Below are 24,018 nucleotides of genomic sequence, written 5' to 3'. Positions count from 1 at the left end.
CCTTTTCAGCTGTGGAATCCCTATCCATGTACAAACTGACCGTCGAAGGCCTGCACAAGCGTTATGGCGACCACGAAGTGCTCAAGGGCGTCTCGCTCAAGGCCAAGACCGGCGATGTGGTCAGCCTGATCGGCGCCAGCGGCTCGGGCAAGAGCACCTTCCTGCGCTGCATCAACTTCCTCGAGCAGCCCAACGCCGTGACCATGACCCTGGACGGCGAGCCCATCCGCATGGCCGAGGATCGCGGCGCCGTCCGGGTGGCCGATGCCGCCCAGTTGCAGAATCTGCGCACGCGCCTGGCCATGGTCTTCCAGCATTTCAATCTCTGGAGTCACCTGAGCGTGCTGGACAACATCACCCTGGCGCCGCGCAAGGCCTTGGGTGTGGGCAAGGCGGAAGCCGAGGACCGTGCACGCACCTATCTGCAGAAGGTCGGTCTACCGGCACGCGTGGCTGACCAATATCCAGCCTTCCTCTCCGGTGGTCAGCAGCAGCGGGTCGCCATCGCCCGCGCCCTGGCGATGGAACCGGAGATCATGTTGTTCGATGAACCCACCTCGGCACTCGACCCGGAATTGGTTGGCGAGGTGCTCAAGGTCATCCGCGCCCTGGCGGAAGAAGGCCGCACCATGCTCATGGTGACCCATGAGATGGCCTTTGCCCGCGAGGTGTCTTCCCAGGTGCTGTTCCTGCACCAGGGGGTGGTGGAGGAAGAAGGGCCGCCAAGCGAAGTACTGGCGAGTCCGCGGAGCGAACGTCTGCGCCAGTTCCTCAGCGGCAATCTCAAGTAGGCCTCGGGTCCCTGCCTGGGACCCCATGCGAACCAGGCGGCGCCAGCCACCCAGGTTCGCACCCGCCGCTGCCGAGGCCGCTTAGCGACGCTGCTGCGCGCGACGCCGTTGGGCGGCCAACTGCTCGCGCTCGCGACTGGGAATCGGGATGGCCTTCACCAGGCCGAGTCGGGCGAGCAGGTCCAGCATCAGAGCTTGTATACGGTCGTTCATGGAAACTCCTCGAGCCAGCGCTCAGTCAGGGACAGCTACAGCGGGCAGGGCGTGCTGCCCTCCTCCACAATATTGAGTCTTCACCGACCGATTCAATCCACAGGGCTGCGGTTGTTCGTCGCAACAGGGCTGAGCTTTGTCAGAAAGTATGTCTCCAGGCTGCCTGCCAGAGATTTCAGCTAGCAAACGTCACTGATTGGCCAGATGCCGATTGTTATTGGAACCCATAACAAATCTGTCTGTCTTGATCTGCGTAGCGAGTTCAATCCACCTCTCGAAACCTGACGAATGGTGAAAAAACGCTGCCTTCGTTGGTTATCATCCCAGAGTGATAACGGGTTAGCCGCAGTTCCTCATCCAATAACAACGATGTCATCAGGGTGTCCGCACTCCGATGTTTTCCCTGCTTGTTGTTATCTCCATTACTTCTATCAGGCGCGTCACCAGCACGGCGGGAGTGCTTCCATGAACAGATCCTTACCTCTATTTCTCGCCCTCGGACTCCTGGGCAACCCGGTGATGGCGGCCAGCTTGGGCATGCAGCGCGAGGTGGGGGATTTCGCTCTGAAGATGAGCACGGCGCCGTCCCGCAGCATGGCTCAGGGCCTGGTCGCGCCGAACTCCGCCGGCATGGGCGGCGGCTTCGATCTCACCCATGACAGCGGTCTATACTTCGGCCAGTGGACGACCAACAACGCCTCGTCCGCAGAAGCGCCCCTGCTGGAGATGGATACCTATGCGGGCTACAAGCATCGCTTCGCGCCCGGCTACGGCTACGAACTGGGTGTGATCAACTACAGCAACCTGATCCAGAACGTCGATCCCAGCCGCGAGCTGTATTCCGGCATGACCGTCTATGGCAAGCGCCTGGGCGCGGCCTTTGCCAATGACCCCGGACGCCAGAACGCCTCGCTCTACGCCGACCTGGGTACCCTGCCGCTGATCAAGACCGGGGTCTCGCTCAAGTACACCAACTATGTGCTGGACATGCCCACCACCCTCGACAGCGGCGGCATGGTGCGCAGCTTCAATGACTGGTCGGTGAATCTGAGTCGCAAGTGGGTGAACACCCTGTTCAACCTGACCTACAGCGGCACCAGCCTGAGAGGCGCCGACTGCTCGGTGTATTCGGGTCACAACACCTATTGCGACAGCGCCCTGATGCTCAAGGCCTCGCACCCCTTCTTCTAAACACCACAGCTGTCCGCTACTGCCGCAACAGACTGCGCCCAAGCCCCACCTGGGGACGTTCCCGCCCCAGTTGCTGCAGGACCTGCCGCGCCCGCACCTGTTCCCCGGCCTCCAGCTCGACCAGCCAATTGATCTTCGCCCCTACCCGGGTGGCGATGGGTACGCCATCGCGATAGAGCAGGCGATTGCCGGCCACGGCAGGCACCTTGGCGCCCGGCAGCAAGGTGCCGACCAGATTGAGCGGATCCAGCGCCGACACGCATACCCACAGATCCTCCGGCGGCCGCTGGCGCCATTCCCGCAAGGGTGCAATGGCGGCCGGATCGGCGAACTGCTCGCCGGACAAGCCGGCGATGAAGCGACCGCCCCGGATCTCGCCACGAGCCTCCAGACGATGGCAGGCGCGCAAGAGATCGCGCCAGGGGGGCAACACCTCGCTCTCACGCTGCAGCAGTTGCCAGCAGAGCACGCCATAGCGACGCAGCAACAGCCCGACCAAGCGCTCCAGCAGGGCATCCGGCAACCGCTCCTCGGTAGGGGCCTCGGCCAGTCGCAAGGCCGCCCAGCGCCCGGCGTCGTCCATGCCGCCATAGAGAGGCATTCGCCCGCGGCGCAGCCCGGTGCGGCTGCCGCGCTTGGCTGCTGGTAGCAACAGGGCGCGCAGACCGGCGAAGCTGTCGGCGTTGACCGCGCCCCTACCAACCAGCTCGCCCAGGGCCGTTTCCAGCTCGCTGCGCAACAGGCGCGCCTCGCCGAGCAACTCGTCGAAGAAGGAGGCACCGCGACGCGTCAGCACCTCCAGCACCCGCTGCCCCTTGGGCGACAGGGCCTCGGCCAGGGGTGGCGCGGAGAGGCTGTTCCAGTCGGCCAGGTGGCGCCGGGGCAGCAGGACGATGGGTGACCCCTTGACCGGGCCGCCACCACCGCGTCCGGGTTGCGGCAGGCGCAGCCAGACGACCCGACCAGCGCGGCAGAGATCATCGAGGTGGGTAAACTGGTAATCCGGTAGACGACTGGGCAGGACCTCCCCTTCCCAGCCGGCGGCGGCGACCTCGAAGCCCTCCAGCAGGCCGATGACCTGCTCAAGGCCCTCGTTACCTCTCAGGGTCGCCGGACCGGTCAGATGGTGGTGCTCCAGGAGGAATCTCAGGTAGTCGGCCAGGGGCACCGGCTCGATGGCCTTGCGCAGTCGCCCCAGGGTATAGCGATGGATCCGCGCCAGGAGATGGCGCTCGCACCACTCCACGGCGCTGCCTGCCTCGGTGAAGCGCCCCTGCAGCACATAGCCTTCGCCCTGCAGGGCCAGCAGGGCCGGCGTGAGACGCGCCGGCGGGAGCCCGAGGCTGGCGGCCAGCAGATCCTGGTCCACCGGACCGAGGGCGGTCAGACGCGCGCGCAGGAGTTCCACCAGCGCCCCCTCAGGATCCACCGGCGCCTTGAATCCGGGCGGAGGACTGAGCAGCGGCTCCGTGGGGGTATCGGGAAACAGCACCTGAAAGAGCGGCAGGCGCTCGGCCGCGATCCACAGGGTGAGCTCCGGCAGCCGCAGTCGCCCGGCTCGGCCGGCTTTGACCAGCTGGCGGGCCTGGGTCTGGTGCGGTGCCAACTCGGCCTCGGTGAGAAAGCCGATGCCCAACAGGGCTTCATGCAGGTCGTCGGCACTTTCCAGCCGTGGCCAGGCTTCTTCGCGCACCAGGGCGATCGCGGCGGGATCCAGGGCGCCCAACTCGTCGGGCTCGGCGCCGCCGAAGCGGCGATTCTGCACCGCGAGCGTCCGCCGCTCCTCGACCGGGGCATCGTCCAGATAGGCATAGGGCTTGGCCGTGAGCACCTCGGCGGCCAGTGGTGACGGCCCGGGCAGGTCGCGGGTGAGCAGGGTCAGCTGGCCAGAGGCGATCCGCGCCAGCAGCGCCAGCCAGCCACGGCTGTCGAGGGACTCGTGGAGGCAGTCGTCGAGGGTCTGGCGGACCAGCGGGTGATCAGGTACCTGGCGCTCGCCAGCGAGATTCTCCAGGCAGGCGACCTGGTCGGGAAAGACCGTGGCCAGGAGGTCTTCGCTGCGCATGCGCTGCACCTGGGTCGCCACCTTGCGCCCGGCGCTGAAGCGCGGCAGGGCCAGGGCCGTGGTGGCATTCCAGCGCCAGCGCACGGCGAACAGGGGCGCATCGAGCAGGGCCTGGATCAGCACGGTCTCGGCGGTGGCCGGATGCAGGTAGCGCCAGACCTCGTCGAGGACGAAGCTGTGGCTCGTCGCCAGCGAGAGGATCAGAGCGTTCTCGGTGGCCGCCGCCTGCAGCTCCACATTGAAGTTGCGGCAGAATCTTTTGCGCAGGGCCAGGCCCCAGGCGCGGTTGATGCGGCTGCCGAAGGGTGCATGGATGATCAGCTGCATCCCGCCGGCCTGGTCGAAGAAGCGCTCCATCACCAGGGTCTGTTGGGTCGGCAAGGCGCCCAGCGCCTGCCGGGCACGACCCAGATAGTCCACCAATTGGCGGGTGGCGCCCTCCTCCAGCGCATAGGCCGCGCCGATGCGGACGATGGCCGTTTCCAGCGGCTCGTCGGCGCCGGGCAGCAGCGGTTCGAGCTCCGCCCGCAGCCGCGCCAGGCCAGCAGACAATTCATCGCTGCGCCCCGGCGCCTCGCCGTGCCAGAAAGGGATGTTGGGCGGCTGCCCCTTGGCATCCTCCACCCGCACCTTGCTGCCTTCGATCTTGACGATGCGGTAGGCGGTGTTGCCCAGCTGGAAGACGTCGCCCACCAGGCTTTCGAAGGCAAAATCCTCATTGACGCTGCCCACGGTATGGCCCTGGGGTTCGAGCAGCACACTGAAGTCGCCGCTCTCCGGGATGGTGCCGCCGCTCATCACGGCGGTCGCCTTGCCGCCCCGGCGGCCGCGCAGGAGCCCATTGACCGCGTCCCGATGGACATAGGCTGCCCGCGGACCGCGGCGATCCGTATAGCCCTGGCTAAGCATCTCCACCACGGCTCGGTAGTCGGCTTCGCTCAGCCCGGCATAGGGCTCGGCCTGGCGCAGCACGGCCAGCAGGCCGGCTTCGGACCACTCCTGGCAGGCCACCTCGGCCACCAGCTGCTGCGCCAGGACATCCAGCGGCGCCACGGGGATGTGCAGGGTATCCAGCTCACCACGGCGCACGCAGTCGAGCAGCGCCACGCACTCGACCAGGTCGTCCCGCGAGGTGGGAAACAGCCGGCCCTTGGGCAGGCCGCCGACCTGGTGGTTGGCGCGCCCGACCCGTTGCAGAAAGGCGGCGATGGAGCCCGGCGAGCCGATCTGACAGACCAGATCGACATCGCCGATGTCGATGCCCAGTTCCAGGGAGGCGGTCGCCAGCAGCAGGCGCAATTCGCCGCGCTTGAGACGCTGCTCGGCATCCAGCCGCTGCTCCTTGGCCAGGCTGCCGTGGTGGGCGGCGACCTGGGCATTGCCGAGGCGATCCGAGAGCTGGCGCGCCATGCGTTCGGCCAGCCGACGGGTGTTGACGAACACCAGGGTGGTGCGGTGTGCCTCGGCCAGTTCGGCCAGGCGGTCGTAGACCAGCTCCCAGGCCTGGGTGGAGAGCATCGCCTCCAGGGGAATGGGCGGCACCTCCAGGGCCAGATCGCGGGCGCGCTGGTGGCCGATGTCGATCACCGTACAGGGCCGGGCCTGCCCCTGGGCATCGCGGCCGACCAGAAAGGCAGCCACCGCGGCCAGCGGCTTCTGGGTCGCGGACAGGCCGATGCGTTGCAGCGGACGCCCGGTGAGGGCCTCCAGTCGCGCCAGGCTCAGGGTCAGGTGACTGCCGCGCTTGCCGTCGGCGATGGCATGGATCTCGTCGACGATGACGCCACGCACGCTGGCCAGCATCCGCCGCCCGGAGTCCGAACCGAGCAGCACATAAAGGGATTCTGGGGTGGTGACCAACAGATGCGGCGGCCGCCGGCGCATGGCCGCCCGCTCCTTTTGTGGCGTGTCTCCGGTGCGCACCGCCGTGCGTAACGCCAGGGGCGGTAGGTTTTGCGCCTCCAGCGCCGCGCTGATGCCAGCCAGGGGATCTTCGAGATTGAGACGGATGTCGTTGGACAGGGCCTTGAGCGGCGACACATAGAGCCAGAGGCAGGCCTCGGGCAGGCCATCCTCCTGCAATGCCTCCTGCACCAGGCCATCCAGCACGGCGAAGAAGGCGGTCAGGGTCTTGCCCGAACCGGTGGGGGCCGCCACCAGTACCGAGGCGCCGGCGCGAATGGCCGGCCAGGCCTGCCGTTGCGCCTCGGTCGGGGCGGGAAAGCGCGTCGTGAACCAGCTGCGCGGCGCGTCGTGAAAGTCCGCCAGGACGGCGGCAGGCGAGTTCGAGGTCATGCGCTCAATATGGGAGTGGCCACCGGGGGCCACAACCCAAGCCGACCGGCGGCTCAGGCGATGCGATTGCGCAATTCGCCTCCCTGCAACATGGCTTCGAGGTTGGCCAGCATCACCTGTTGCTGCGCCTGTTGGGCCGAGGCGGCGTTGGCCGCGACATGGGGGCTAAGCACCAGGTTGGGCTGCTGACGCAGGCGCTCGGGCACCTCGGGTTCGCGGGCGAAGACATCCAGCGCCGCGCCGGCGATTACCCCCTGCTCCAGGGCGTCGGCCAGGGCCTCTTCGTCGACCACGCTGCCACGAGAGATATTGACCAGGTGGCCTTCGGCGCCGAGTGCGACCAAGACCTCGGTATCCACCGCGCCCACGGTCTCGGCGCTGGCGCGCACCGCCACCACCAGAACATCGCTCCAGCGCGCCAGCTCCAATAGGCTGCCGTGGTAGAGGTAGTCCAGTTCCGCACGGGGCGAGCGATTGAAGTAGCCGATCTCCATGTCGAAAGCCTCGCCGCGGCGGGCGATGCGCCGACCGATCTCGCCCAGGCCATAGATGCCCAGGCGCCGCCCGGCCAGGCCCGGCACCTGGGGCATGCGCTCGACGGCGTTGCCCTGCCAGCGGCCGCTGCGGACGAAGGCGTCGCCCTGCAGCAGGCAACGCGCGCTGGCCAGGATCAGGCCAAAGGTGAATTCCGCCACGGCGGTGGCATTGGCGTCGCCGGCAGTGGTCACCGCGATGCCGCGCTCGCGACAGGCGGCCAGCTCCACGCCTTCGTAGCCGGTGCCGTAGCAGGCCACCAGGCGTAGCGCCGGCAGAGCGTCCAGCAGGGCGGCACGGGTCGGCAGGCCACCAATGGTCAGCAGCGCCACCGCCTGCTCGGCACCGACGGGCAGCGCCGTAGGATCGTTCGGCGAAAAGGGCCCGAGTACCCGGTAATGAGCTTCTAGCTGGGTTACCAGTCCCTGGGGCAATTGCGGGGCCATCAGCAGCGTCGGTTTCATCTTGTAATACTTTCCCTGGCCAAAAAACCCAGCGTCGCCAGCGGAGGGCATGGTCGTCAACCATTCTCTTTAGGCCGCCGCTTGCGACCCCCTTCACCGTAGCGGTGGAACCGATCCAAGCTCTTGAATGGCTTGGGTTTTCACGCAACTTGTGGACCTGACGCCAGGTCCGATCGGCGTTCGCCAACCACACAGGGATTTTTGGGATGAGTAGAGTTCTCCGCCAGGCCGGTACTGCGTCCTGCCTTGCCTTGCTGGCCGGTCTGCCGCTGAGCGCCGCGGCACTGGAATTCAGTGGCTACGGCCGGGTAGGTGTCGGCGGCGCCGCGGAAGGTGGCAAGCAGAGCTGCTTCCAGCTGCCCGGCGCACCGGCCAAGTACCGCCTGGGTAACGAATGCGAGACCTACTGGGAACTCGAATTGCACCAGACGCTGTACAAGGGCGTCGACGGCACCGAACTCAAGGTGCACGGCATGGCCAGCCTCTACAACGTCTACGACCAGACGCCGACCTTCAGCGGCGACAATGGCAACGTGCGCCTGCCGCAGATCTGGACCAGCCTCAGCCTGCCGGCACTCAATGGTGGCGGTCTCTGGGCCGGCCGCCGCTACTACAAGCGTCACGACATCCATATCAACGACTTCTACTACTGGAATCCGAGCGGCACCGGCTTCGGCGTGGAGGACTATGGCCTGGGCGACAGCGGTATGCGGCTGAGCTATGCCTTCAGTCGCGAGGACAACATCGACCAGCCGGACAAGGCCAACCGCCATGACCTCAACCTGGGCGGCATCAAGACCAATCCCGGCGGCGAGATCGAACTGGGGCTGTCCTATGTTCAGCGCGCCGGCCAGGTGCAGAACGCCCACAGCGGCTGGTCGGCCACCGCCGAGCATAAGCAGGCGCAGTTCTTCGGCGGAGTCAACGTCTTCACCGTGCAGTACGGTCGCGGCCCGGGCACCGGCCTGGGCGCTACCGGCAGCCTGACCGCCGACCAGGATTACGAAAGCCTGCGCGTGCTCGAATCGCCGCGCTGGCAGCTCACCCCGCGCTTCGGCGGCCAGTTGCTGGCGCTCTACCAGCGCGACCGGGCGCCGGGCGATGGTGGCCAGACCTGGTATTCCTTCGGGGTGCGGCCCAGTTACGCCTTCACCCGGCTGTTCAAGCTGCAGGTGGAGTTCGGCCACGACCAGATCCACCCCGACAGCGGGGCTACCCGCAAGTTGAACAAGGTCACCGTGGCGCCGACGCTGGCGCTGGGCGGCATGGGGCTGATGGACCGTCCGGAGATCCGCCTCTACTGGACCTACGCCAGCTGGAACCGTGGCGCCCAGGACGCTGCGGTGGCTGGCACGGCGTTGTCCGACAGCGGCGCCTTCGGCGATGCCCGCCACGGCAACAACTTCGGTGTGCAGCTGGAAACCTGGTGGTAGAGAGCGGCAAGCGAGACCGCCCGTCCTGACTGGGCGAACTAAACCCCTGGCGCCCGGTCGGTTTCCTGACAACCAAAAGGCCGACCAGGGAGAACGCCATGAATCCTCTCGCCCGCGCGCTGCCCGCAGCGAGTGACACCGCCACCACCCTGCTCGACCGCTACCAGCGCGTGCGCCGGACCAGCGAGGCGCTCTGCGCCCCGCTCACCGTCGAGGATTACGTGATCCAGAGCATGGCAGACGTCAGTCCGCCGAAATGGCACTTGGCCCACGTCACCTGGTTCTTCGAGGCGTTCATCCTCAAGCCCTTCCTCAAGGATTACCAGACGCCCAATCCAGCCTACGACTACCTGTTCAACTCCTATTACGAGACCCACGGCAAGCCCTTTCCGCGGGCGGCCCGCGGGCACCTGTCACGGCCCGGCGTGGACGACGTCTATCGTTTCCGGGCGGCGGTGGACGCGGCCATGGCCGAGCTGCTCAGCGCGCCGCCCGCCGAGCACGCCGCCGAGATCGCCCGACGTCTGGAGCTGGGTCTGCACCACGAGCAGCAGCACCAGGAATTGCTGCTCATGGACATCAAGCACATCCTGGCGCAGAACCCGCTGCATCCGGTCTATCGCGCCGACCTGGCCAAGGGCGCCGCAGCGCCGATAGCGCCTCTGGGCTGGGAAAGCCATCCAGGCGGCGTCCGTCACGTCGGCCATGGTGGCGAAGGCTTCGCCTTCGATTGCGAGACGCCGGTCCATCGGCAATTCGTCGACGACTTCCAGCTGGCCGATCGCCTGATCACCAATGGCGAGTACCTGGCCTTCATCGAAGACAACGGCTATGGCCGCAGTGATCTCTGGCTGTCCGACGGCGCCGCCGCCATCCGCAGCCTCGGCTGGCAGGCGCCGCTGTATTGGCAGAAGCTCGATGGCGTCTGGCATCACTTCACCCTGGGCGGCCTGACCCCGCTGGATCCGGCCGCACCGGTCTGCCACCTGAGCTTTTACGAGGCCGACGCCTACGCCAGTTGGGCCGGCGCCCGGCTGCCCACCGAGGCGGAATGGGAAACCGTGGCGGCGCGCCAGCCGATCCAGGGCAACTTCGTCGAGCAGGATCACCTGCAACCAGTCGCCGGCGAAGGTCAGGGCATGCGCCAGCTGTTCGGCGATGTCTGGGAATGGACCGGCAGCGCCTTCCGTCCCTACCCTGGTTTCAAGCCGCTGCCGGGCAGTCTGGGCGAGTACAACGGCAAGTTCATGTCCGGGCAGATGGTCCTGCGCGGTGGCTGTTGTGCCACGCCTCAAGACCATGTGCGCGCCACCTATCGCAACTTCTTCTATCCCACCATGCGCTGGCAGTTCTCCGGTCTGCGCCTGGCCAGAGAGGTCTGACCCATGGCTCTAGCGGTGCGCTTCTTCGATCAGCAACCGGTGACCGTCGCCGACAGCTCGCTGCGGGACGACGTGCTCCAGGGCTTTGCCCAGACCCCCAAGGCGCTGTCGCCCAAGTACTTCTACGATCAGCGCGGCTCCGAGTTGTTCGAGGCCATCACCCGCCAGCCCGAGTACTACCCCACCTGCACCGAAGAAGCCATCCTCGCCAAGGCTGCGGCCGAGATCGCTCGCCTGGCCGGCCGTGATGCCGCCCTGGTCGAACTGGGCAGCGGCGCCAGTCGCAAGGTGCGTCTGCTGCTGGAGGCGATGCATCCGGCCGGCTACCTGGGCATCGACATCTCCCGGGAATTCCTGCTCAGCAGTACCCAGCGCCTGGCAGCCGACTACCCCTGGCTGGACGTCAGCGCTGCCTGCGCCGACTTCAGTCGACCCATGACCCTGCCCGACAGTCTCGATGGCTTGCGGCCCATCGCCTTCTTTCCAGGTTCGAGCATAGGCAATTTCACGCCCGAGGAGGCGAGCGTCTTCCTGCGCAATCTGCACCGGATGCTGCCAGCGACCGGTGGCCTGCTGATCGGGGTCGACCTGATCAAGGATCGGGCGCGGCTGGATGCGGCCTACAACGATGCCGCCGGGGTGACCGCCGCCTTCAATCTCAACCTGCTCGAACGCATCCGCCGCGAGCTGGATACCGATCTGGATCCGCAGCGCTTCCAGCACCTGGCCTTCTTCAACGAAGAACAGGCGCGCATCGAGATGCACCTGGTCAGCACCCGCGACCAGACCGTACGTCTCGAAGGCCGCCGATTCACCTTCCATGAAGGCGAACGCCTGCATACCGAGAATTCCTACAAGTACAGCCTGGAGAGTTTTCGCGCGCTGGCCGAAGACGCCGGTTTCAAACAGGTACGGGTGTGGACCGACCCCAAGGCGCTGTTTGCCGTCTTCTACTTCGCGGCCTGAGCCTTTCGACAGATAAATGACGACTGGCAGAGTGTGAGGCGGGTGGTGAGGGAACTCTCGACCCGATCACGCTCTAAGTAGCAATCTGCTACTACAGCGTATCGAGACGTTGCTATGGAGCCTGCTCCACTTACTGCGGCCAATGAACGCCAGCGTCTTGCACTGCTGCGCGATCTCGCCTTGATCGACCGTCCTTCCGACCGTGCCTTTCAGGACCTCACCGCCCTTTGCGCACGGCTGTTCGATGTCCCTTACGCCATGATCTGCTTTCTTGACGGCCAGCAGGTCCATTGCCGGGCCACGGTGGGCTGTGAGCCCTTCACCGTGCCGCGTTCGCAGTCGTTCTGCCAGCATCTGCAGGAGACCGCTCTGCCGCTGCAGGTGGAAGACGCTCGCCACGACGTGCGCTTCGCTGGCCTGAGGGTAGTAAAGGGCGAGCCCAATATCCGCTACTATCTGGGCGCACCGCTGCGTACGGCCGAGGGGCTGATGCTTGGCAGTCTGTGCCTGTTCGATTCGGCGCCGCGGGCCGCCCTGTCGCAACACCGGTTGCTGGGCCTGCAGCAGCTGGCGGCCCTCGCCAGCCAGCACATCGAACTGCTGCGTACCGAGGCGTTCTGGGATCCGGTCACCCAGTTGCCCAATGGCCAGCGTTTCATCGAAGACGCCGAAGGCCTGATCCGCGCCGGCACCCCGGTGGTGGCCGTGGCGGCCGACCTGTTCGCCCAGAGCTATCTCAACGACTTCATCAAGGCCATGGGCCAGGCCCATTTCGATGGCCTGCAACGCGCCATCAAGCAACACCTGCGCCGCCTGCTGCCGGCTGAACAACCGCTGTATCGCCTGGGGCCGGCACGCTTCGGCTTTCTCTTGCACGATACCGACGAAGCCGCGCAACAGGCGCTGCTCGAACGCCTGCAGCAGGAGTTGACCGGGGTGCTCGACTACAATGGCATTCCCATCCAGACCCGCCTGGGCCTGGGGGTGATGTCCCTGACCGACGATCATCCCACCGACTGGCTACGCGCCCTGATCGCCACCGCCGACGATGCCCGCGCCGAGATGCGCGGCTGCCGGCATTTCGATCCGCAGCACGACGCCGCCTACCGCCGCGCCTTTGCCCTGCTCAGCGCCCTGCCCCAGGCGCTGCGCGCCGACGACCAACTCAGCCTGGTCTACCAGCCGCGTATCGACCTGGCCACAGGTCGCTGTCATAGCGTCGAGGCGCTGCTGCGCTGGCAGCATCCGCACCTGGGCCCGATCGGTCCGGCGGAATTCATTCCGCTGGCGGAAAAGACCGCGCTGATCACCGCCCTGAGTCGTTGGGTGATGCAGCAAGCCATCGGCCAGGCCTATGCCTGGCAACGCGAAGGACGAGGGCTGGGGGTGGCGATCAACATTTCGGCCCATGATCTGAACGATCCGGACTTCACCGAGCACACCACCGACCTGCTGCAGCGCTATCCGGTCAATCCCCGGCGCCTGGAACTGGAGGTCACCGAGAATGCCCTGCTGGGCGATGTAGCCCTGATCCATCGGCAGCTGGCGGCGCTACGCGAGCTGGGCATCGGCATCGCCATCGACGACTTCGGCACCGGCTACAACAATCTCTCGCACCTGCGCGAGTTGCCGGCCGACACCATCAAGATCGACCGCAGCTTCGTCCGCGAGCTGACCCATCGCACCAAGGATCGGCTGATCGTCAGCTCGCTGATCGAGCTGTCCCATCAGCTGGGCTTTCGCATCACCGCCGAGGGCATCGAGACCGCCGAGGCTTTGGCCAGCTTGCTGGCCATGGGCTGTGACGAAGGCCAGGGCTTCTGGATCGGCAAGCCCATGGCGGAACCGGAATTGCAGGCCTGGCTGCTGGTCCAGCAACCGGATCTGCAGCGTTCGACCCGCCGCGCCCCGGTCTTCCAGCTGTTCGACAACACCGCCAAGCACTGAGCCCGCCCTGCCCCGCGGTCTCGCCGCGGGCTGGCGGCTCAGGCCCGCCGCGGGATCACTCCTGGGTGCGCTTGCGCGGCGGCGCGAAGCCGTCGGCCGAGGTCGGCACCAGGGCACCGGGGCGACGCTCGGACTTGGCTTTGGCCTTGGTCTTGGCCTTGCCGTCCTTCTTGCCCTCGGTCTTTTTCTTCTTGACGCCCGCCGCCTTGCCGGACGCCTTGAGCTTTTTCGGACCGTTGTAGCTGGCCTTGAGACCCGGCAGGTGACGGCGCTCGAATCTCAGCTTGAGATAGCGCTCGATGCTGGACATCAGATTCCAGTCGCCATGGGTGACGAAGGAGATCGCCGTGCCCGCCTCGCCGGCGCGACCGGTACGGCCGATGCGGTGGACGTATTCGTCGCCACTGCGCGGCAGGTCGTAGTTGATCACCAGGTCGAGGCCTTCGACGTCCAGGCCACGGGCGGCCACGTCGGTGGCGATCAGCACCTTGACCGCGCCACTCTGCAACCGCTCCACGGCCAGCTTGCGATCCTTGGTGTCCTTGTCGCCGTGCAGGACGAAAACCTTGAGACCTTCGGCCACCAGGCGGCCGGTCAGGCGATCGGCCTGCACCTTGGTGTTGGTGAAGACGATGGCCTTGCGATAGGTCTCGTTGGCCAGCAGCCACTGCAGCAGGCGCTCCTTGTGCGGCGGCTCGTCGGCCAGGATCACCTGCTGCACCACGGCTTCGTTCAATTCGCCGGTACGGTCCAGCATGAGGTTCTGCGGCTCGCGCAGGACCTGCTCGACCACCTGACGCAGGCTGTTGCCACCGCTGGTGGCGGAGAACAGCAGGGTCTGACGACCCTCGCGCTCGCAGCTCGCGGCGATCTGCAACACGTCCTCGGAGAAGCCCATGTCGAGCATGCGGTCGGCTTCGTCCAGCACCAGCATCTCGATGTCCTTGAGATCCACGTTGCCTGCGTTGCGCTGCTCCAGCAGCCGCCCCGGGGTGGCCACCAGGATCTCCGGGTTCTTGCGCAGGCCGGCGGCCTGGACGCGGAAGTCCTCGCCACCGATCACCAGGCCGGCCTTGAGAAAGGTGAACTGGCCGAAGCGTTCGATTTCCTTGGCGGTCTGCTGGGCCAACTCGCGGGTCGGCAGCAGGATCAGGGCGCGAGCGCCGGAGCGGGGCTTGGGATCCTTGAGCAGGCGATCCAGCAGCGGCAACAGGAAGGCGGCGGTCTTGCCGCTGCCGGTCCGGGCGGTGACGCGCAGGTCATGGCCTTCCAGGGCCGGGCCCACGGCAGCGGCCTGGACCGGGGTGGGCGTCTTGAAGCCCAGGGTATCGAGGGCCTTGAGCAGGCGCTCGTGCAGAGCGAGTTCGGTAAACACGGGTAGACCTCGGTAAAGAAAGGGCGGCCGCCGCGGGCGACCGCGAGTGATCAGGGGACCAGACGGCTGCGGAACAGCGCCTGGTGCTCGCGGCACTGGGCGGCGGCGAGCAGGAAGACGCCATGGCCGCCACGCTCGAATTCGAGCCAGGTGAAATCGACTTCCGGATAGAGCGCCTCGACGTGGACCTGGCTGTTGCCCACCTCCACGATGAGGATGCCCTGCTCGGTGAGGTGATCGGCGGCCTCGGCCAGCATCCGCCGCACCAGATCCAGGCCGTCCTCGCCACAGGCCAGGCCCAGCGCCGGTTCGTGCTGGTATTCGGCCGGCATGTCGGCGAAGTCCTCGGCATCCACATAGGGCGGATTACTGACGATCAGGTCGAAGCGCTGCCCCGGCAGACCGGCGAAGCCATCGCCCTGCACGGTATAGACGCGATCTTCCAGGCCGTGGCGCTCGATGTTCTGCCAGGCCACTTCGAGGGCGTCGTAGGACAGATCGCCCAGCGCCACCTCGGCCTCGGGAAAGGCATAGGCGCAGGCGATGCCGATGCAGCCCGAGCCGGTGCAGAGATCGAGGATGCGCGCCGGCGCGGCTGGCAGCCAGGGGGCGAACTGACCGTCGATCAGCTCACCGATGGGCGAGCGCGGCACCAGCACCCGCTCGTCGACGCTGAACGGCAAACCGCAGAACCAGGCCTCGCCGAGCAGATAGGCGGTGGGCACGCGCTCCTGGATGCGCTTGTGCAAGAGCACCCCGAGTGCGTAGCGCTCGTCGTCTTCCAGGGCGCAGTCCAGGTAGCGGTCGGCGGTGTCCCAGGGCAGGTGCACGGCGCCCAGCACCAGGGCACGGGCCTCGTCCCAGGCGTTGTCATGGCCATGGCCGAAGAACAGCTCTTCGGCATGGAAGCGGCTGACGGCCCAGCGGATGTGGTCGCGCAAGGTGCGCAGGCGGGATTCGCTCATGAAAGGCTCCGGATGATCAGCCGCGCATTCTAACCCGCGCCCGGTCCGGCTGCAGGAACTTAACGTCCGGGCCCTTCTTCCTAAGCCTAGACCTTCAACGAGGAGAACATCATGAGCAAGACCGTAGCCGACCATCTCTGGGAGCGACTCGGCCAGTGGAACGTCGAGCGCATCTTTGGTTATCCCGGCGATGGCATCAACGGCATCATGGGCGCCCTGGGTCGGGTGGCCGACCAGTTCGACTACGTGCGGGTACGCCATGAGGAGATGGCCGCCTTCATGGCCTGCGCCCATGCCAAGTTCACCGGCGAGGTCGGCGTCTGCCTGGCCACCTCCGGGCCCGGCGCCATCCACCTGCTCAACGGGCTGTACGACGCCAAGATGGACCATATGCCGGTGGTCGCCTTGGTGGGCCAGCAGGCGGCCTCCTCGCTTGGCAGCGACTACCAGCAGGAAGTCGACCTGCACACCCTGTTCAAGGACGTCTCCGCCTACGTGGAGACGGTGGTGCATCCGGCGCAGCTGCGCCATGTCATCGATCGCGCCTTTCGCGTGGCCATCGCCGAACGCCAGGTGGCCACGGTGATCATTCCCAACGACATCCAGCAACTGCCGGCGGTGGAAAGCCCGCCGCACCAACACGCCAATGTCCTCTCCGGTGCCGGTGCCATTCCGCCGCGCCCCTATGCCCAGGAAGACGACCTGCAGGCCGCCGCCGACATCCTCAATGCCGGCAAGAAGGTCGCCCTGCTGGTGGGCGCCGGTGCCCTACAGGCGCGTAGCGAGGTCATGGCGGTGGCGGAAAAGCTCAGCGCCGGGGTGGCCAAGGCGCTGCTAGGCAAGGGCGTGGTCTCCGACGAGCTGCCTTATGTCACCGGTTCCATCGGCCTGCTCGGCACCGAAGCCAGCGATCTGCTGATGAAGGAATGCGACACCCTGCTGATCGTCGGCTCGACCTTTCCCTACACCGAATTCCTGCCCCAGGAGGGCCAGGCGCGGGCCGTGCAGATCGACCTGCACGCGCGCAACATCAGCATGAGGTATCCCATCGAGCAGCCGCTGCTGGGCGATGCCGCCGAGACCCTGAGGCGCCTGCTGCCGCTGCTGGAGAGCAAACCCCATGACAGGTGGCGGGCGCGCATCGAAAAGAGCGTGGCCGACTCCTGGCACTCCATCGAGCAGCGCGCCCTAGCGCCCGCCGAGCCGATCAATCCGCAGCGGGTGTTCCATGAACTCTCCAGCCAGCTGCCGCAGGATGCGATCCTCTGCGGCGACAGCGGCTCCCACACCAACTGGTATGCCCGTGACATCCGCATGAGCGGCCAGATGCTGGGTTCGCTGTCGGGCAAGCTGGCCACCATGGGCTGTGGCATTCCCTATGCCATCGCCGCCAAGTTCGCCCATCCGGATCGCCCGGTGATCGCCCTGGTGGGTGACGGCGCCATGCAGATGAACGGCAACGCCGAGCTGGTCACCCTCCAGCAGTACTGGAAGAGATTCAGCAACCCGACCTTTATCGTCATGGTGCTCAACAACGGCGATCTCAACCAGGTGACCTGGGAGCAGCGCGCCCTGGCCGGGGATCCCAAGTTCGCCCCGGCCCAGGATGTGCTCGACTTCCCCTATGCCCGCTATGGCGAATTGCTGGGTTTCAAGGGCCTGCGCATCCATCGCCCGGACGAGGTGGCCGATGCCTGGCAACAGGCCTTCGAGGCGGATCGCCCGGTGGTGCTGGAATTCGTCACCGACCCCAGCGTGCCGCCTTTGCCGCCCCATATCAGCTTCGAGCAGGCCAGGGCGTTCCTCGGCGCCATCGCCAGCGGTGACCCGAACCGCTGGGACATGCTCAAACAGGGAGCCCGCCAGCTGCTGCGCTAGCCCGCGCGTCTCAGGCTCGCCAATAGGCGCCGAGGCGTATAACCTCGGCGGCCTGACCAAGCCTAGGGTATGAGCATGCAGTTGCCCGAGCACGACCGTTTCGATCCGCCGCCGCTGCGCTTGCGGCGGCCCTTCCTGACCACCCTGACCGCCGGCCTAGGGGTCTTTTCCGTCCTGATCGGCCTGGCCGCGCTGCTGGTCGGCGCCGCCGCCTGGTTGCAGCCGCCACAACTGACGCCTTATCTGACGACGGCGCGCGAGACTGCCCAGGGCTTCCTGGCTGGCGGTGCCCTGCTGTTGCTGTGCGGGCTCTGGCTGCGCCGCCGCAGCCAACGGCGCTGGCGCTATCGCAATGCCCTGAGTCTGGCGCCCGAGCTCAAGCGGCGGCGCTGATCAAGACCGCCGCAGCCGCGCCAGGCCACCACCTAGCAGACCGGTGAGGCAGCCCAGTACCAGGCCGCCGACATGGGCGCCATTGGCGATGGAGCCGAAGCCGAGCAGATCGAAGACGCCGGTCAGGCAGATCACCAGCCAGATCAGCATCATGGCCACCACGCCACGGGGCATGCGATAGGCCGGATTGGGTGCCAGCCACTGGAACAGCCAGCAATGGCCGAGCAGGCCATAGAGCACCCCGGACAGGCCGCCGAACAGCGCCGGTCCGGTCCAGGCGTACTGCACCAGGTTGGAGCCGGCAGCGAAGGCCAGGGTCAGGAGCAGCAGCATCACACCGCCCTGGCGGAATTCGACGCGGCGACCCAGCTCCCAGTACCAGAGGGCGTTCATCGCCAGGTGCAGCAGGCCGAAGTGCAAGAAGATCGGGGTGACCAGCCGCCACCATTCGCCACGGGACAGGCTGACATCGAGATCGAGAAAGGCGATGTGCTCGGCGTCGATCAGGCGGAATTCCTGCAGCGTCAGGTAGTGGATCAACGCCAGGTTGTCGCCCAGTTCGGTGGCCAGGCCCAGCAGCAGGGTGACGGCGAGAAAGACGGCGCTGACCGGACTGGCCTTGAGTTGCGCCAGCAGGCCGAAACCCCGCGGGCTACGGGTAGCCTGGACCTCGCCCCGCGGATCGCCGTCGGGATAGCGTTCATAGAGGCTGCGGGTCTCCTCGACCCGCGCCGGGTCCAGCACCCAGAGCACCTGGCTGTCGCCCTCTTCCACCACCCGGTGGCGGATCTGCAGGCGCCGCAGCAGGCGGGTGAAGGCCAGCAGGTCGCGGCCCAGGGGCACGCGCAGCACGGGTTGCGGCTGGTTCATCGGCCCTCCTCGCGCTGGACATCGATCCAGACGAACTTGGCCGGGTCGATCTGGCGTTCGTCGTCGAGGCGGTAGGCCACCAGCTTGCCGTACTTGACCGCGCTGTAGTCCAGGCAGGCCAGGTTGGGTCGCAGGGGTTCGGGATGGCCGTCGCGCCAGTAGTGGCCGACGAACAGCAGCGGCTCGCTTTCGCCATAGCAGAGCAACCCGGCCTTCTCCTCATCGCTCAGGCGTTCGCAGGCGATTTCCGCCGGCAGGGCATCGGGTTGGAAGACCACGTCGCCATAGGTCTGGGGATCGCGCTCCCAGAACTTGGTGCGAAAGCGCGCCCGCACATAGCCATCGCTGCCGGTGAGGCGCAGGCCATGGGGCAAGGGCAGCGACACGCCATTGAGCAGGCGCGAGGCGACCCGGCTGGCCAGGCTGCCACCGACGATGGACTGGCGGACGAAGTCCTCGTCGATGCAGGCATCCGGATAATGGTGGAGGAATTCGTCGATCAGCCGCTGATCCCAGCAGGCGTGGACGATGCGGAAGTGGCCGAAGTCCTTGCACAGCGGCAAGGTATACAGCCAGCGCAGGTGATCCTGCCACTCCTGGTGATGATCGGCGAAGGCCGCCAGGGTCTCCTGGATCAGCTGACGGTGGCGCGGCGTATGCTCGCGCACCCAGGTCTGGCCGGTACCGGGTAGCGCCGGGGTGTGCCAGGCCAGGGCGTTGAGTTCGTGGTTGCCGAGGATGCAGTGGGCGTGGCCGCCCTCGACCATGGCGCGCACCCGGCGCAGGGAACCGCGGATACGCGGCCCGCGGTCGACCAGGTCACCGAGGAAGATCGCCTGGCGCTCGGGGTGCTGCCAGACGCCGTCCACCTGTCGATAGTCGAGGCGCTCCAGCAGCAGGTCCAGGGTATGGGCGCAGCCGTGGAGGTCGCCGATCAGATCGTAGCCCAGGGGCATCAGTCGTCTCCCAGGCGACTGCCCCAGCCGAGCTTGGTCCGGCAGATCTCGTAGTAGTTGTGATCCAGCGGATGGATCAGCCTGAGCTTGTGGGGCTTCTTCTGAATGGTCACGGTATCGCCGGGTGCGCAGGTGAAATGATTCTGGCCATCACATGAGACCTGCGGATAGATCGTCATGTTCGGCGACACCAGGATCGACAGGGTGCTGTCGCCGGACACCACGATGGGGCGGCTGGACAGGGTATGGGGATACATGGGCACCACCACGATGGCATCCAGCTTGGGATGCATGATGGGGCCGCCGGCCGACAGCGAGTAGGCGGTGGAGCCGGTGGGGGTGGCGACGATCAGGCCGTCGGCGCGCTGACTGCAGACGAACTGGCCATCGATGTACAGCTCGAACTCGATCATCCGGGTGGACTTGCCGGGGTGCAGCACCACGTCGTTGAGGGCATCGCCCTGGCCGATCATCTCGCCGCCGCGCTCGACGAAGGCATCGAGCAGAAAGCGCGTCTCCATCAGGTACTGGCCGTCGAGCACTTCGGCGACCTTTGTCTCCAGCTCGTCGGGACGGATGTCGGTGAGAAAGCCCAGCTTGCCGCGATTGATGCCCAGCACCGGCACCCGTGGCCGCACCAGAGCGCGGGCGGCGCCGAGCAGGCTGCCGTCACCGCCGACCACGATCACCAGGTCGCAGATCTCGCCCATGAGCTTGCGCGACACCGTCTGCAGGCCGTGCCCGGGCAACACCTCGGCAATGGTGTTTTCCAGGATGACGTTGCGCCCGCGTTGCAGCAGGAAGGTCTTGAGCCGGCGGATGGTGTCCAGCACCTGGGTGCTGCCGAGTCGACCGATGATGCCGATGTTACGAAAGGAGTCCATGACGCGCCGGCGGCCCCGTTGGCTGGAAAGTGCGGAAAGTATGGGCGAAAGCCCGTGGCAGCGGCAAACCGCCCTCATCCGACCACGGGCCGCCGCTGGCGATCCGCAGCGGCCCGGCTTGGCCTATGCTGGCACCATGACGCCCTTTGCCGAGCTGCACGCCCTACCCCGCCGCCTGAGCCAGCCCCAGGTGCGCGACCTTGCCTGGACCCTGGTCGCCCCGCCGCTGCTGACTGCCGCCGATACCCGCCACCCCCTGGCCGCCAGCGACTGGGCGGGCCACCCCGCAAGACTGGCCGACTGGCTGCGGCAACAGGACGCGGCACCCGCTGAATTGGCCGCGTGGCTTGCCCAGGGCAGCGACCGCCGCCTGGGCCGGCAGTACGAAAGACTCTGGCAATTCGCCCTGGCCCGAGCACCGGGCGTACGGCTGCGCGCTGCCAACCTGCCCCTGCGCGAGGGCGAGCGTACCCTGGGTGAGCTGGACCTGCTGGTAGAGGACGCCGAAGGCGTCCATCACCTGGAACTGGCGGTGAAGTTCTACCTGGGCGAAGGACCAGCGCAGGCACCACGCTGGCTGGGTCCCGGCGGCGAGGATCAGCTGGCGCGCAAGCTCGCCCATCTGCGCCAGCGCCAGCTGCCGCTGTCGGCCACGCCCCTGGCCCGGGCCACTCTAGCCGCGCTGAACATCGCTCCGCCGCAGGCGGCGCTGTGGCTGGGCGGCTATCTGTTCCAGCCCCTCGACCGCCCCCTGCCCTGGCCGACCGGTACCTTGCCGCCCCGGCAACCCCAGCTGTGGTGCGAGCGCGGACAGCTACCGGACGGCCCCTGGGAGGTGCTGCCCAAGGGCCACTGGCTGGCGCCCGCGGTCGCCGACACGCCCTGCCTGCCCTTGCCGGACGGCGAGCCGATCTGGCCGCAGTTGCTGGTGCGTCGCGACGCCCAAGGCGACGAGGACGCCCGACTGTTTCTGGTGCCGTGCGGTTGGCCGATTCAGCCCGCGGCCAACGCCGCCAGCTGAGCCTCCAGGGCGCGGCGGCCCTGCAGGCCGCCGCTGTGGATCAGCACCAGGCGACTACCCGGTGGCAGTGCGCCGCCTTCGATCTCCTGGCGCAAGGCCAGCCAGAGCTTGCCGGTATAGAGCGGCTCCAGGGCGATCCCGGTCTGCGCCTCGAAGTCCGCCATGGCCCGGGCCAGCTCGGCATCGATGCGCCCGAAGCCACCGCGGCTGGCGTCCAGCAAGCGCCAATTCGGGTTGGTGTGCTGCGCGAGCAGCCGGTCCAGGTTGGCTTCGACGCCATGCCCGGGCGGCACCGCCAGCCCACCCACCACCTGCCAGGCGGGATCGGCGGCGCGGATCACGCCGGCCAGAGTGGTGCCAGTGCCGGCGGCCAGCCAGAGTTGCTGGCAATCGGGCCAGCCCAGGGCGGCGAGTCCCTCGCGCAGCTCGGTAACGATCGCCATGCAGGTCGCGGCGGCCGACTCGTCGCAGCCGCCTTCGGGAACCGGCAGCAGCCCGGGATAACGGGCCTGCCAGGGTTGCCAGAAGTCGGCGTCATGGCGGCGGCGATAGCCGCCATAGCCCAGCCAGTGCAGGGTCATGCCATTGGCCTGCACGTCCTCGACGGTGGGCGTCAGGCAGGGCTCGCCACGCAGGAGGCCGACGGTGGCGAAGCCTTCCTCCCGGCCCAGGGCGGCCAGCGCGTGCAGATGATTGGAGTGGGCGCCGCCAAGGCTGATGAGCCCACGGCCCGCGCCCCGAGCCAGGCGTTCGCGCCAGGGCTGCAGCTTGTAGCCCTTGTTGCCGTTATGGGCGGCGGGACGCTGATCCAGGCGTAGCACCGCCAGGCGCAGGCCGCGTGCGGCCAGAGCGGCGAGCCGCACCTCCTGGAGTGCGGCGGGGGTGGGAAACGTCATCAGCCAGGGGCTCAGAGATTGGCGACGTCACCATCGCTGTCATCGCCGCGGTGCTCGGCGCACAGCGTCGAGTGCTGAGGATCGAACTGGGCCGGATGCTCCACTCGCACCACCGGTCGGCCGCAGCGTTCGCCGTCCACCTCGGCCAGGCACACCGGCTGCTGGTGATGCTCCAGCCAGCGCTGGTACTGATCGCGACTGACCTTGCAGTGCTCGGCGACATACCCTAGCGGATCGGCGCTGAAACGCGGGACATCCTGGCGACTGAGGATCAGATGACCGGCGCCAGGCTGGAAGGTGACGAACAGGATGCCCTGGCGCGCCAGGCGCTCCAACTGGCCTTCGTTGCTGTCGCCGATCAGCTGGGCGCAGCGCTCGCGCAGCTGGCGGATGTCTTCCTGCAACTGTCCGTCCAGCTCGTCGCGGTACTTGAGTTCCACCTCGCGGATGGTCAGCTGATTCTTCAGCTCACCCACCGCCGCAGCTACCCGGGCCTCGCTTTCGGCTTCGGACTGGATGCGCAGCGCCTCGATCTTGTAGAGGGCGTTGCGTTCCAGGGTGCGCATCTGTTCGTTGAGTTCTTCACGCTCCTGGCGGGCCAGGTCGTGCTGCTGCTCCAGGTGCTGGGCCAGGGCGGCATAGCGCACCTCCAGCTCGGCCTTGGCCGTACGCAATTCGTCGGCATCGCGCTGCAGGCGCGCCAGGTCTTCCTGATGCTGGCGGGTCAGGGTCAGCAGCCGGGTGCGCTGGCCGGCGATCAGCTTGTCCAGCGCCTCCTGGTGTTCCTGGGCGAGGATGCGGCGGACCCGTTCGAGACGGGCCTCGACGTCGATGCCGTCGGCGGCGCTGGGATGGTATTCCCCGGCCAGCTCCACCTCGCCATCGCGCGGTGCGACCAGCCCCAGGCAATCGCGGATCGCCTGCCAGTCGTCGTGCTCGGCATCGCTACGCGGATCCCAGAGATCGCCCTGGTGCCAGGAGATTGGACAATGGCTGCGACTGGCCAGGCGGATCGGCCCGGCGCCCAGGTCAGGGCCGACCCCGCCGCGCTCGGCCAGCTCCACCAGCGGCAGGTCCCATTCCGGCAGCGGACTGCCCTGGGCATCGAAGGCCAGCAGGAAAAACACCGTGGCCTTGACCCGGCGATGGTCGTCCAGCAGCAGATAGACGAAGCGATGGCGCCGTCCGGCGCAGTCGAGCAGCGTCTGGTCGCCCTGCCAGAGCGCCTGAAAATCGGGAAACAGCAAGGCGCGATTCACACCCTGGTCGCCGAACCCCAGCACCACCGGGGTCAGTACCGCCTCTTCGTTCAACGTCTCTGCCATCTCTCGCCGCGTGCTCTGTCGATCCCACATGAATTCCGAGGCCGGCGTCTCGCCACCGGGCGACCGGACGTGCATCCGCGCCCGACCTCTGGCGGCGACGCCTGTATCTCGCGTCTCCGCCCGACTGCTCCGATGCGCCAGGCCCCCACCCGACGCATCAGGACGGCAGCTTAG

At 67.1% G+C, this 24,018-nt stretch carries 19 protein-coding genes; 9 read left to right on the top strand and 10 right to left on the bottom strand.

Annotated features, from left to right (window positions below):
* The first annotated feature begins 26 nt into the window (after positions 1-26).
* The gene (locus tag NRG74_RS03925) at positions 27-791 is read left to right on the top strand and encodes an ABC transporter ATP-binding protein (protein WP_257705748.1); all 765 of its coding nucleotides are present in this window, start codon (positions 27-29) and stop codon (positions 789-791) included.
* Positions 792-872: 81 nt separating this feature from the next.
* On the opposite strand, the gene NRG74_RS03920 is transcribed toward NRG74_RS03925, so the two are convergent.
* Complete coding sequence (locus tag NRG74_RS03920; protein ID WP_256204554.1) at positions 873-1,004, bottom strand: hypothetical protein; 132 nt, start codon at positions 1,002-1,004, stop codon at positions 873-875.
* 465 nt (positions 1,005-1,469) lie between these two features.
* Between NRG74_RS03920 and NRG74_RS03915 the strand changes: the two genes are divergently transcribed.
* Positions 1,470-2,195: a TorF family putative porin gene (locus NRG74_RS03915; RefSeq protein ID WP_257705747.1), complete on the top strand. Its 726-nt coding sequence runs from the start codon at positions 1,470-1,472 to the stop codon at positions 2,193-2,195.
* A gap of 16 nt (positions 2,196-2,211) precedes the next feature.
* Here NRG74_RS03915 and NRG74_RS03910 read toward each other — a convergent pair whose 3' ends face one another.
* Together NRG74_RS03910 and NRG74_RS03905 are read right to left on the bottom strand one after the other, a co-directional pair.
* Positions 2,212-6,555 (bottom strand): DEAD/DEAH box helicase, encoded by a 4,344-nt coding sequence (locus NRG74_RS03910; RefSeq protein ID WP_257705746.1) that lies wholly within the window; start codon positions 6,553-6,555, stop codon positions 2,212-2,214.
* Positions 6,556-6,608: 53 nt separating this feature from the next.
* Entirely contained in the window at positions 6,609-7,553 is a 945-nt protein-coding gene (locus tag NRG74_RS03905) for an NAD(P)-dependent oxidoreductase (RefSeq protein WP_257705745.1), read from the bottom strand.
* 206 nt (positions 7,554-7,759) lie between these two features.
* Between NRG74_RS03905 and NRG74_RS03900 the strand changes: the two genes are divergently transcribed.
* From NRG74_RS03900 to NRG74_RS03885, 4 genes are all read left to right on the top strand, one after another.
* On the top strand, positions 7,760-8,986 hold the full coding sequence (locus NRG74_RS03900) for a maltoporin (protein WP_257705744.1): 1,227 nt from the start codon (positions 7,760-7,762) through the stop codon (positions 8,984-8,986).
* Positions 8,987-9,084: 98 nt separating this feature from the next.
* Positions 9,085-10,368, top strand: coding sequence for an ergothioneine biosynthesis protein EgtB (gene egtB, locus NRG74_RS03895; protein ID WP_257705743.1), 1,284 nt, complete (start codon positions 9,085-9,087; stop codon positions 10,366-10,368).
* Positions 10,369-10,371: 3 nt separating this feature from the next.
* Complete coding sequence (gene egtD / locus NRG74_RS03890; protein WP_173147962.1) at positions 10,372-11,334, top strand: L-histidine N(alpha)-methyltransferase; 963 nt, start codon at positions 10,372-10,374, stop codon at positions 11,332-11,334.
* Positions 11,335-11,448: 114 nt separating this feature from the next.
* Positions 11,449-13,281, top strand: coding sequence for a putative bifunctional diguanylate cyclase/phosphodiesterase (locus NRG74_RS03885; RefSeq protein ID WP_257705742.1), 1,833 nt, complete (start codon positions 11,449-11,451; stop codon positions 13,279-13,281).
* Positions 13,282-13,336: 55 nt separating this feature from the next.
* Here the strand turns inward: NRG74_RS03885 and NRG74_RS03880 are convergent, their stop codons facing one another.
* Complete coding sequence (locus NRG74_RS03880) at positions 13,337-14,656, bottom strand: DEAD/DEAH box helicase (protein WP_017642269.1); 1,320 nt, start codon at positions 14,654-14,656, stop codon at positions 13,337-13,339.
* A gap of 50 nt (positions 14,657-14,706) precedes the next feature.
* Positions 14,707-15,621: a 50S ribosomal protein L3 N(5)-glutamine methyltransferase gene (gene prmB, locus NRG74_RS03875; RefSeq protein ID WP_064308961.1), complete on the bottom strand. Its 915-nt coding sequence runs from the start codon at positions 15,619-15,621 to the stop codon at positions 14,707-14,709.
* Positions 15,622-15,732: 111 nt separating this feature from the next.
* Here prmB and NRG74_RS03870 point away from each other — a divergent pair, with 111 nt between their 5' ends.
* Entirely contained in the window at positions 15,733-17,499 is a 1,767-nt protein-coding gene (locus NRG74_RS03870) for a thiamine pyrophosphate-requiring protein (protein WP_017642267.1), read from the top strand.
* A 69-nt stretch (positions 17,500-17,568) separates the two neighbouring features.
* A complete protein-coding gene (locus NRG74_RS03865) occupies positions 17,569-17,892 on the top strand; it encodes a hypothetical protein (RefSeq protein WP_257705741.1) in 324 nt (107 codons plus the stop codon).
* Here the strand turns inward: NRG74_RS03865 and NRG74_RS03860 are convergent, their stop codons facing one another.
* From NRG74_RS03860 to NRG74_RS03850, 3 genes are read right to left on the bottom strand one after another with little or no spacing between them, the layout of a single operon-like run.
* Positions 17,893-18,762 carry a rhomboid family intramembrane serine protease gene (locus tag NRG74_RS03860; protein WP_184287061.1) on the bottom strand — a complete coding sequence of 290 codons (870 nt, stop codon included), beginning with the start codon at positions 18,760-18,762 and terminating at the stop codon, positions 17,893-17,895.
* Positions 18,759-19,718 (bottom strand): metallophosphoesterase, encoded by a 960-nt coding sequence (locus tag NRG74_RS03855; RefSeq protein ID WP_017642264.1) that lies wholly within the window; start codon positions 19,716-19,718, stop codon positions 18,759-18,761. The genes NRG74_RS03860 and NRG74_RS03855 overlap by 4 nt, the downstream gene beginning before the upstream one ends.
* Entirely contained in the window at positions 19,718-20,602 is an 885-nt protein-coding gene (locus NRG74_RS03850; RefSeq protein WP_007158929.1) for an NAD(+) kinase, read from the bottom strand. Before NRG74_RS03850 ends, NRG74_RS03855 begins: the two co-directional genes overlap by 1 nt.
* 40 nt (positions 20,603-20,642) lie before the next feature.
* Here NRG74_RS03850 and NRG74_RS03845 point away from each other — a divergent pair, with 40 nt between their 5' ends.
* Complete coding sequence (locus tag NRG74_RS03845) at positions 20,643-21,623, top strand: DUF1853 family protein (protein ID WP_257705740.1); 981 nt, start codon at positions 20,643-20,645, stop codon at positions 21,621-21,623.
* Here NRG74_RS03845 and NRG74_RS03840 read toward each other — a convergent pair.
* A complete protein-coding gene (locus NRG74_RS03840) occupies positions 21,596-22,519 on the bottom strand; it encodes a 1-aminocyclopropane-1-carboxylate deaminase/D-cysteine desulfhydrase (protein WP_257705739.1) in 924 nt (307 codons plus the stop codon). The two genes, NRG74_RS03845 and NRG74_RS03840, sit on opposite strands and share 28 nt — an antisense overlap.
* A gap of 11 nt (positions 22,520-22,530) precedes the next feature.
* Complete coding sequence (locus tag NRG74_RS03835) at positions 22,531-23,844, bottom strand: chromosome partitioning protein ParA (protein ID WP_177323674.1); 1,314 nt, start codon at positions 23,842-23,844, stop codon at positions 22,531-22,533.
* Positions 23,845-24,018: the final 174 nt, after the last annotated feature.

Source organism: Pseudomonas oryzihabitans (assembly GCF_024652905.1).
GTDB lineage: Bacteria > Pseudomonadota > Gammaproteobacteria > Pseudomonadales > Pseudomonadaceae > Chryseomonas > Chryseomonas benzopyrenica.
The sequence above is the reverse complement of the archived record's forward strand: the minus strand, read 5'-3'. Positions and strand labels throughout refer to the sequence as shown.

Bases quoted from the DNA above. Each gene is read 5' to 3' on its own strand.
- NRG74_RS03925 (WP_257705748.1), top strand. From the start codon at position 27: ATGTACAAACTGACCGTCGAAGGCCTGCACAAGCGTTATGGCGACCAC.
- NRG74_RS03920 (WP_256204554.1), bottom strand. From the start codon at position 1,004: ATGAACGACCGTATACAAGCTCTGATGCTGGACCTGCTCGCCCGACTC.
- NRG74_RS03915 (WP_257705747.1), top strand. From the start codon at position 1,470: ATGAACAGATCCTTACCTCTATTTCTCGCCCTCGGACTCCTGGGCAAC.
- NRG74_RS03910 (WP_257705746.1), bottom strand. From the start codon at position 6,555: ATGACCTCGAACTCGCCTGCCGCCGTCCTGGCGGACTTTCACGACGCG.
- NRG74_RS03905 (WP_257705745.1), bottom strand. From the start codon at position 7,553: ATGAAACCGACGCTGCTGATGGCCCCGCAATTGCCCCAGGGACTGGTA.
- NRG74_RS03900 (WP_257705744.1), top strand. From the start codon at position 7,760: ATGAGTAGAGTTCTCCGCCAGGCCGGTACTGCGTCCTGCCTTGCCTTG.
- egtB (WP_257705743.1), top strand. From the start codon at position 9,085: ATGAATCCTCTCGCCCGCGCGCTGCCCGCAGCGAGTGACACCGCCACC.
- egtD (WP_173147962.1), top strand. From the start codon at position 10,372: ATGGCTCTAGCGGTGCGCTTCTTCGATCAGCAACCGGTGACCGTCGCC.
- NRG74_RS03885 (WP_257705742.1), top strand. From the start codon at position 11,449: ATGGAGCCTGCTCCACTTACTGCGGCCAATGAACGCCAGCGTCTTGCA.
- prmB (WP_064308961.1), bottom strand. From the start codon at position 15,621: ATGAGCGAATCCCGCCTGCGCACCTTGCGCGACCACATCCGCTGGGCC.
- NRG74_RS03870 (WP_017642267.1), top strand. From the start codon at position 15,733: ATGAGCAAGACCGTAGCCGACCATCTCTGGGAGCGACTCGGCCAGTGG.
- NRG74_RS03865 (WP_257705741.1), top strand. From the start codon at position 17,569: ATGAGCATGCAGTTGCCCGAGCACGACCGTTTCGATCCGCCGCCGCTG.
- NRG74_RS03860 (WP_184287061.1), bottom strand. From the start codon at position 18,762: ATGAACCAGCCGCAACCCGTGCTGCGCGTGCCCCTGGGCCGCGACCTG.
- NRG74_RS03855 (WP_017642264.1), bottom strand. From the start codon at position 19,718: ATGCCCCTGGGCTACGATCTGATCGGCGACCTCCACGGCTGCGCCCAT.
- NRG74_RS03850 (WP_007158929.1), bottom strand. From the start codon at position 20,602: ATGGACTCCTTTCGTAACATCGGCATCATCGGTCGACTCGGCAGCACC.
- NRG74_RS03845 (WP_257705740.1), top strand. From the start codon at position 20,643: ATGGGCGAAAGCCCGTGGCAGCGGCAAACCGCCCTCATCCGACCACGG.
- NRG74_RS03840 (WP_257705739.1), bottom strand. From the start codon at position 22,519: ATGACGTTTCCCACCCCCGCCGCACTCCAGGAGGTGCGGCTCGCCGCT.
- NRG74_RS03835 (WP_177323674.1), bottom strand. From the start codon at position 23,844: ATGGCAGAGACGTTGAACGAAGAGGCGGTACTGACCCCGGTGGTGCTG.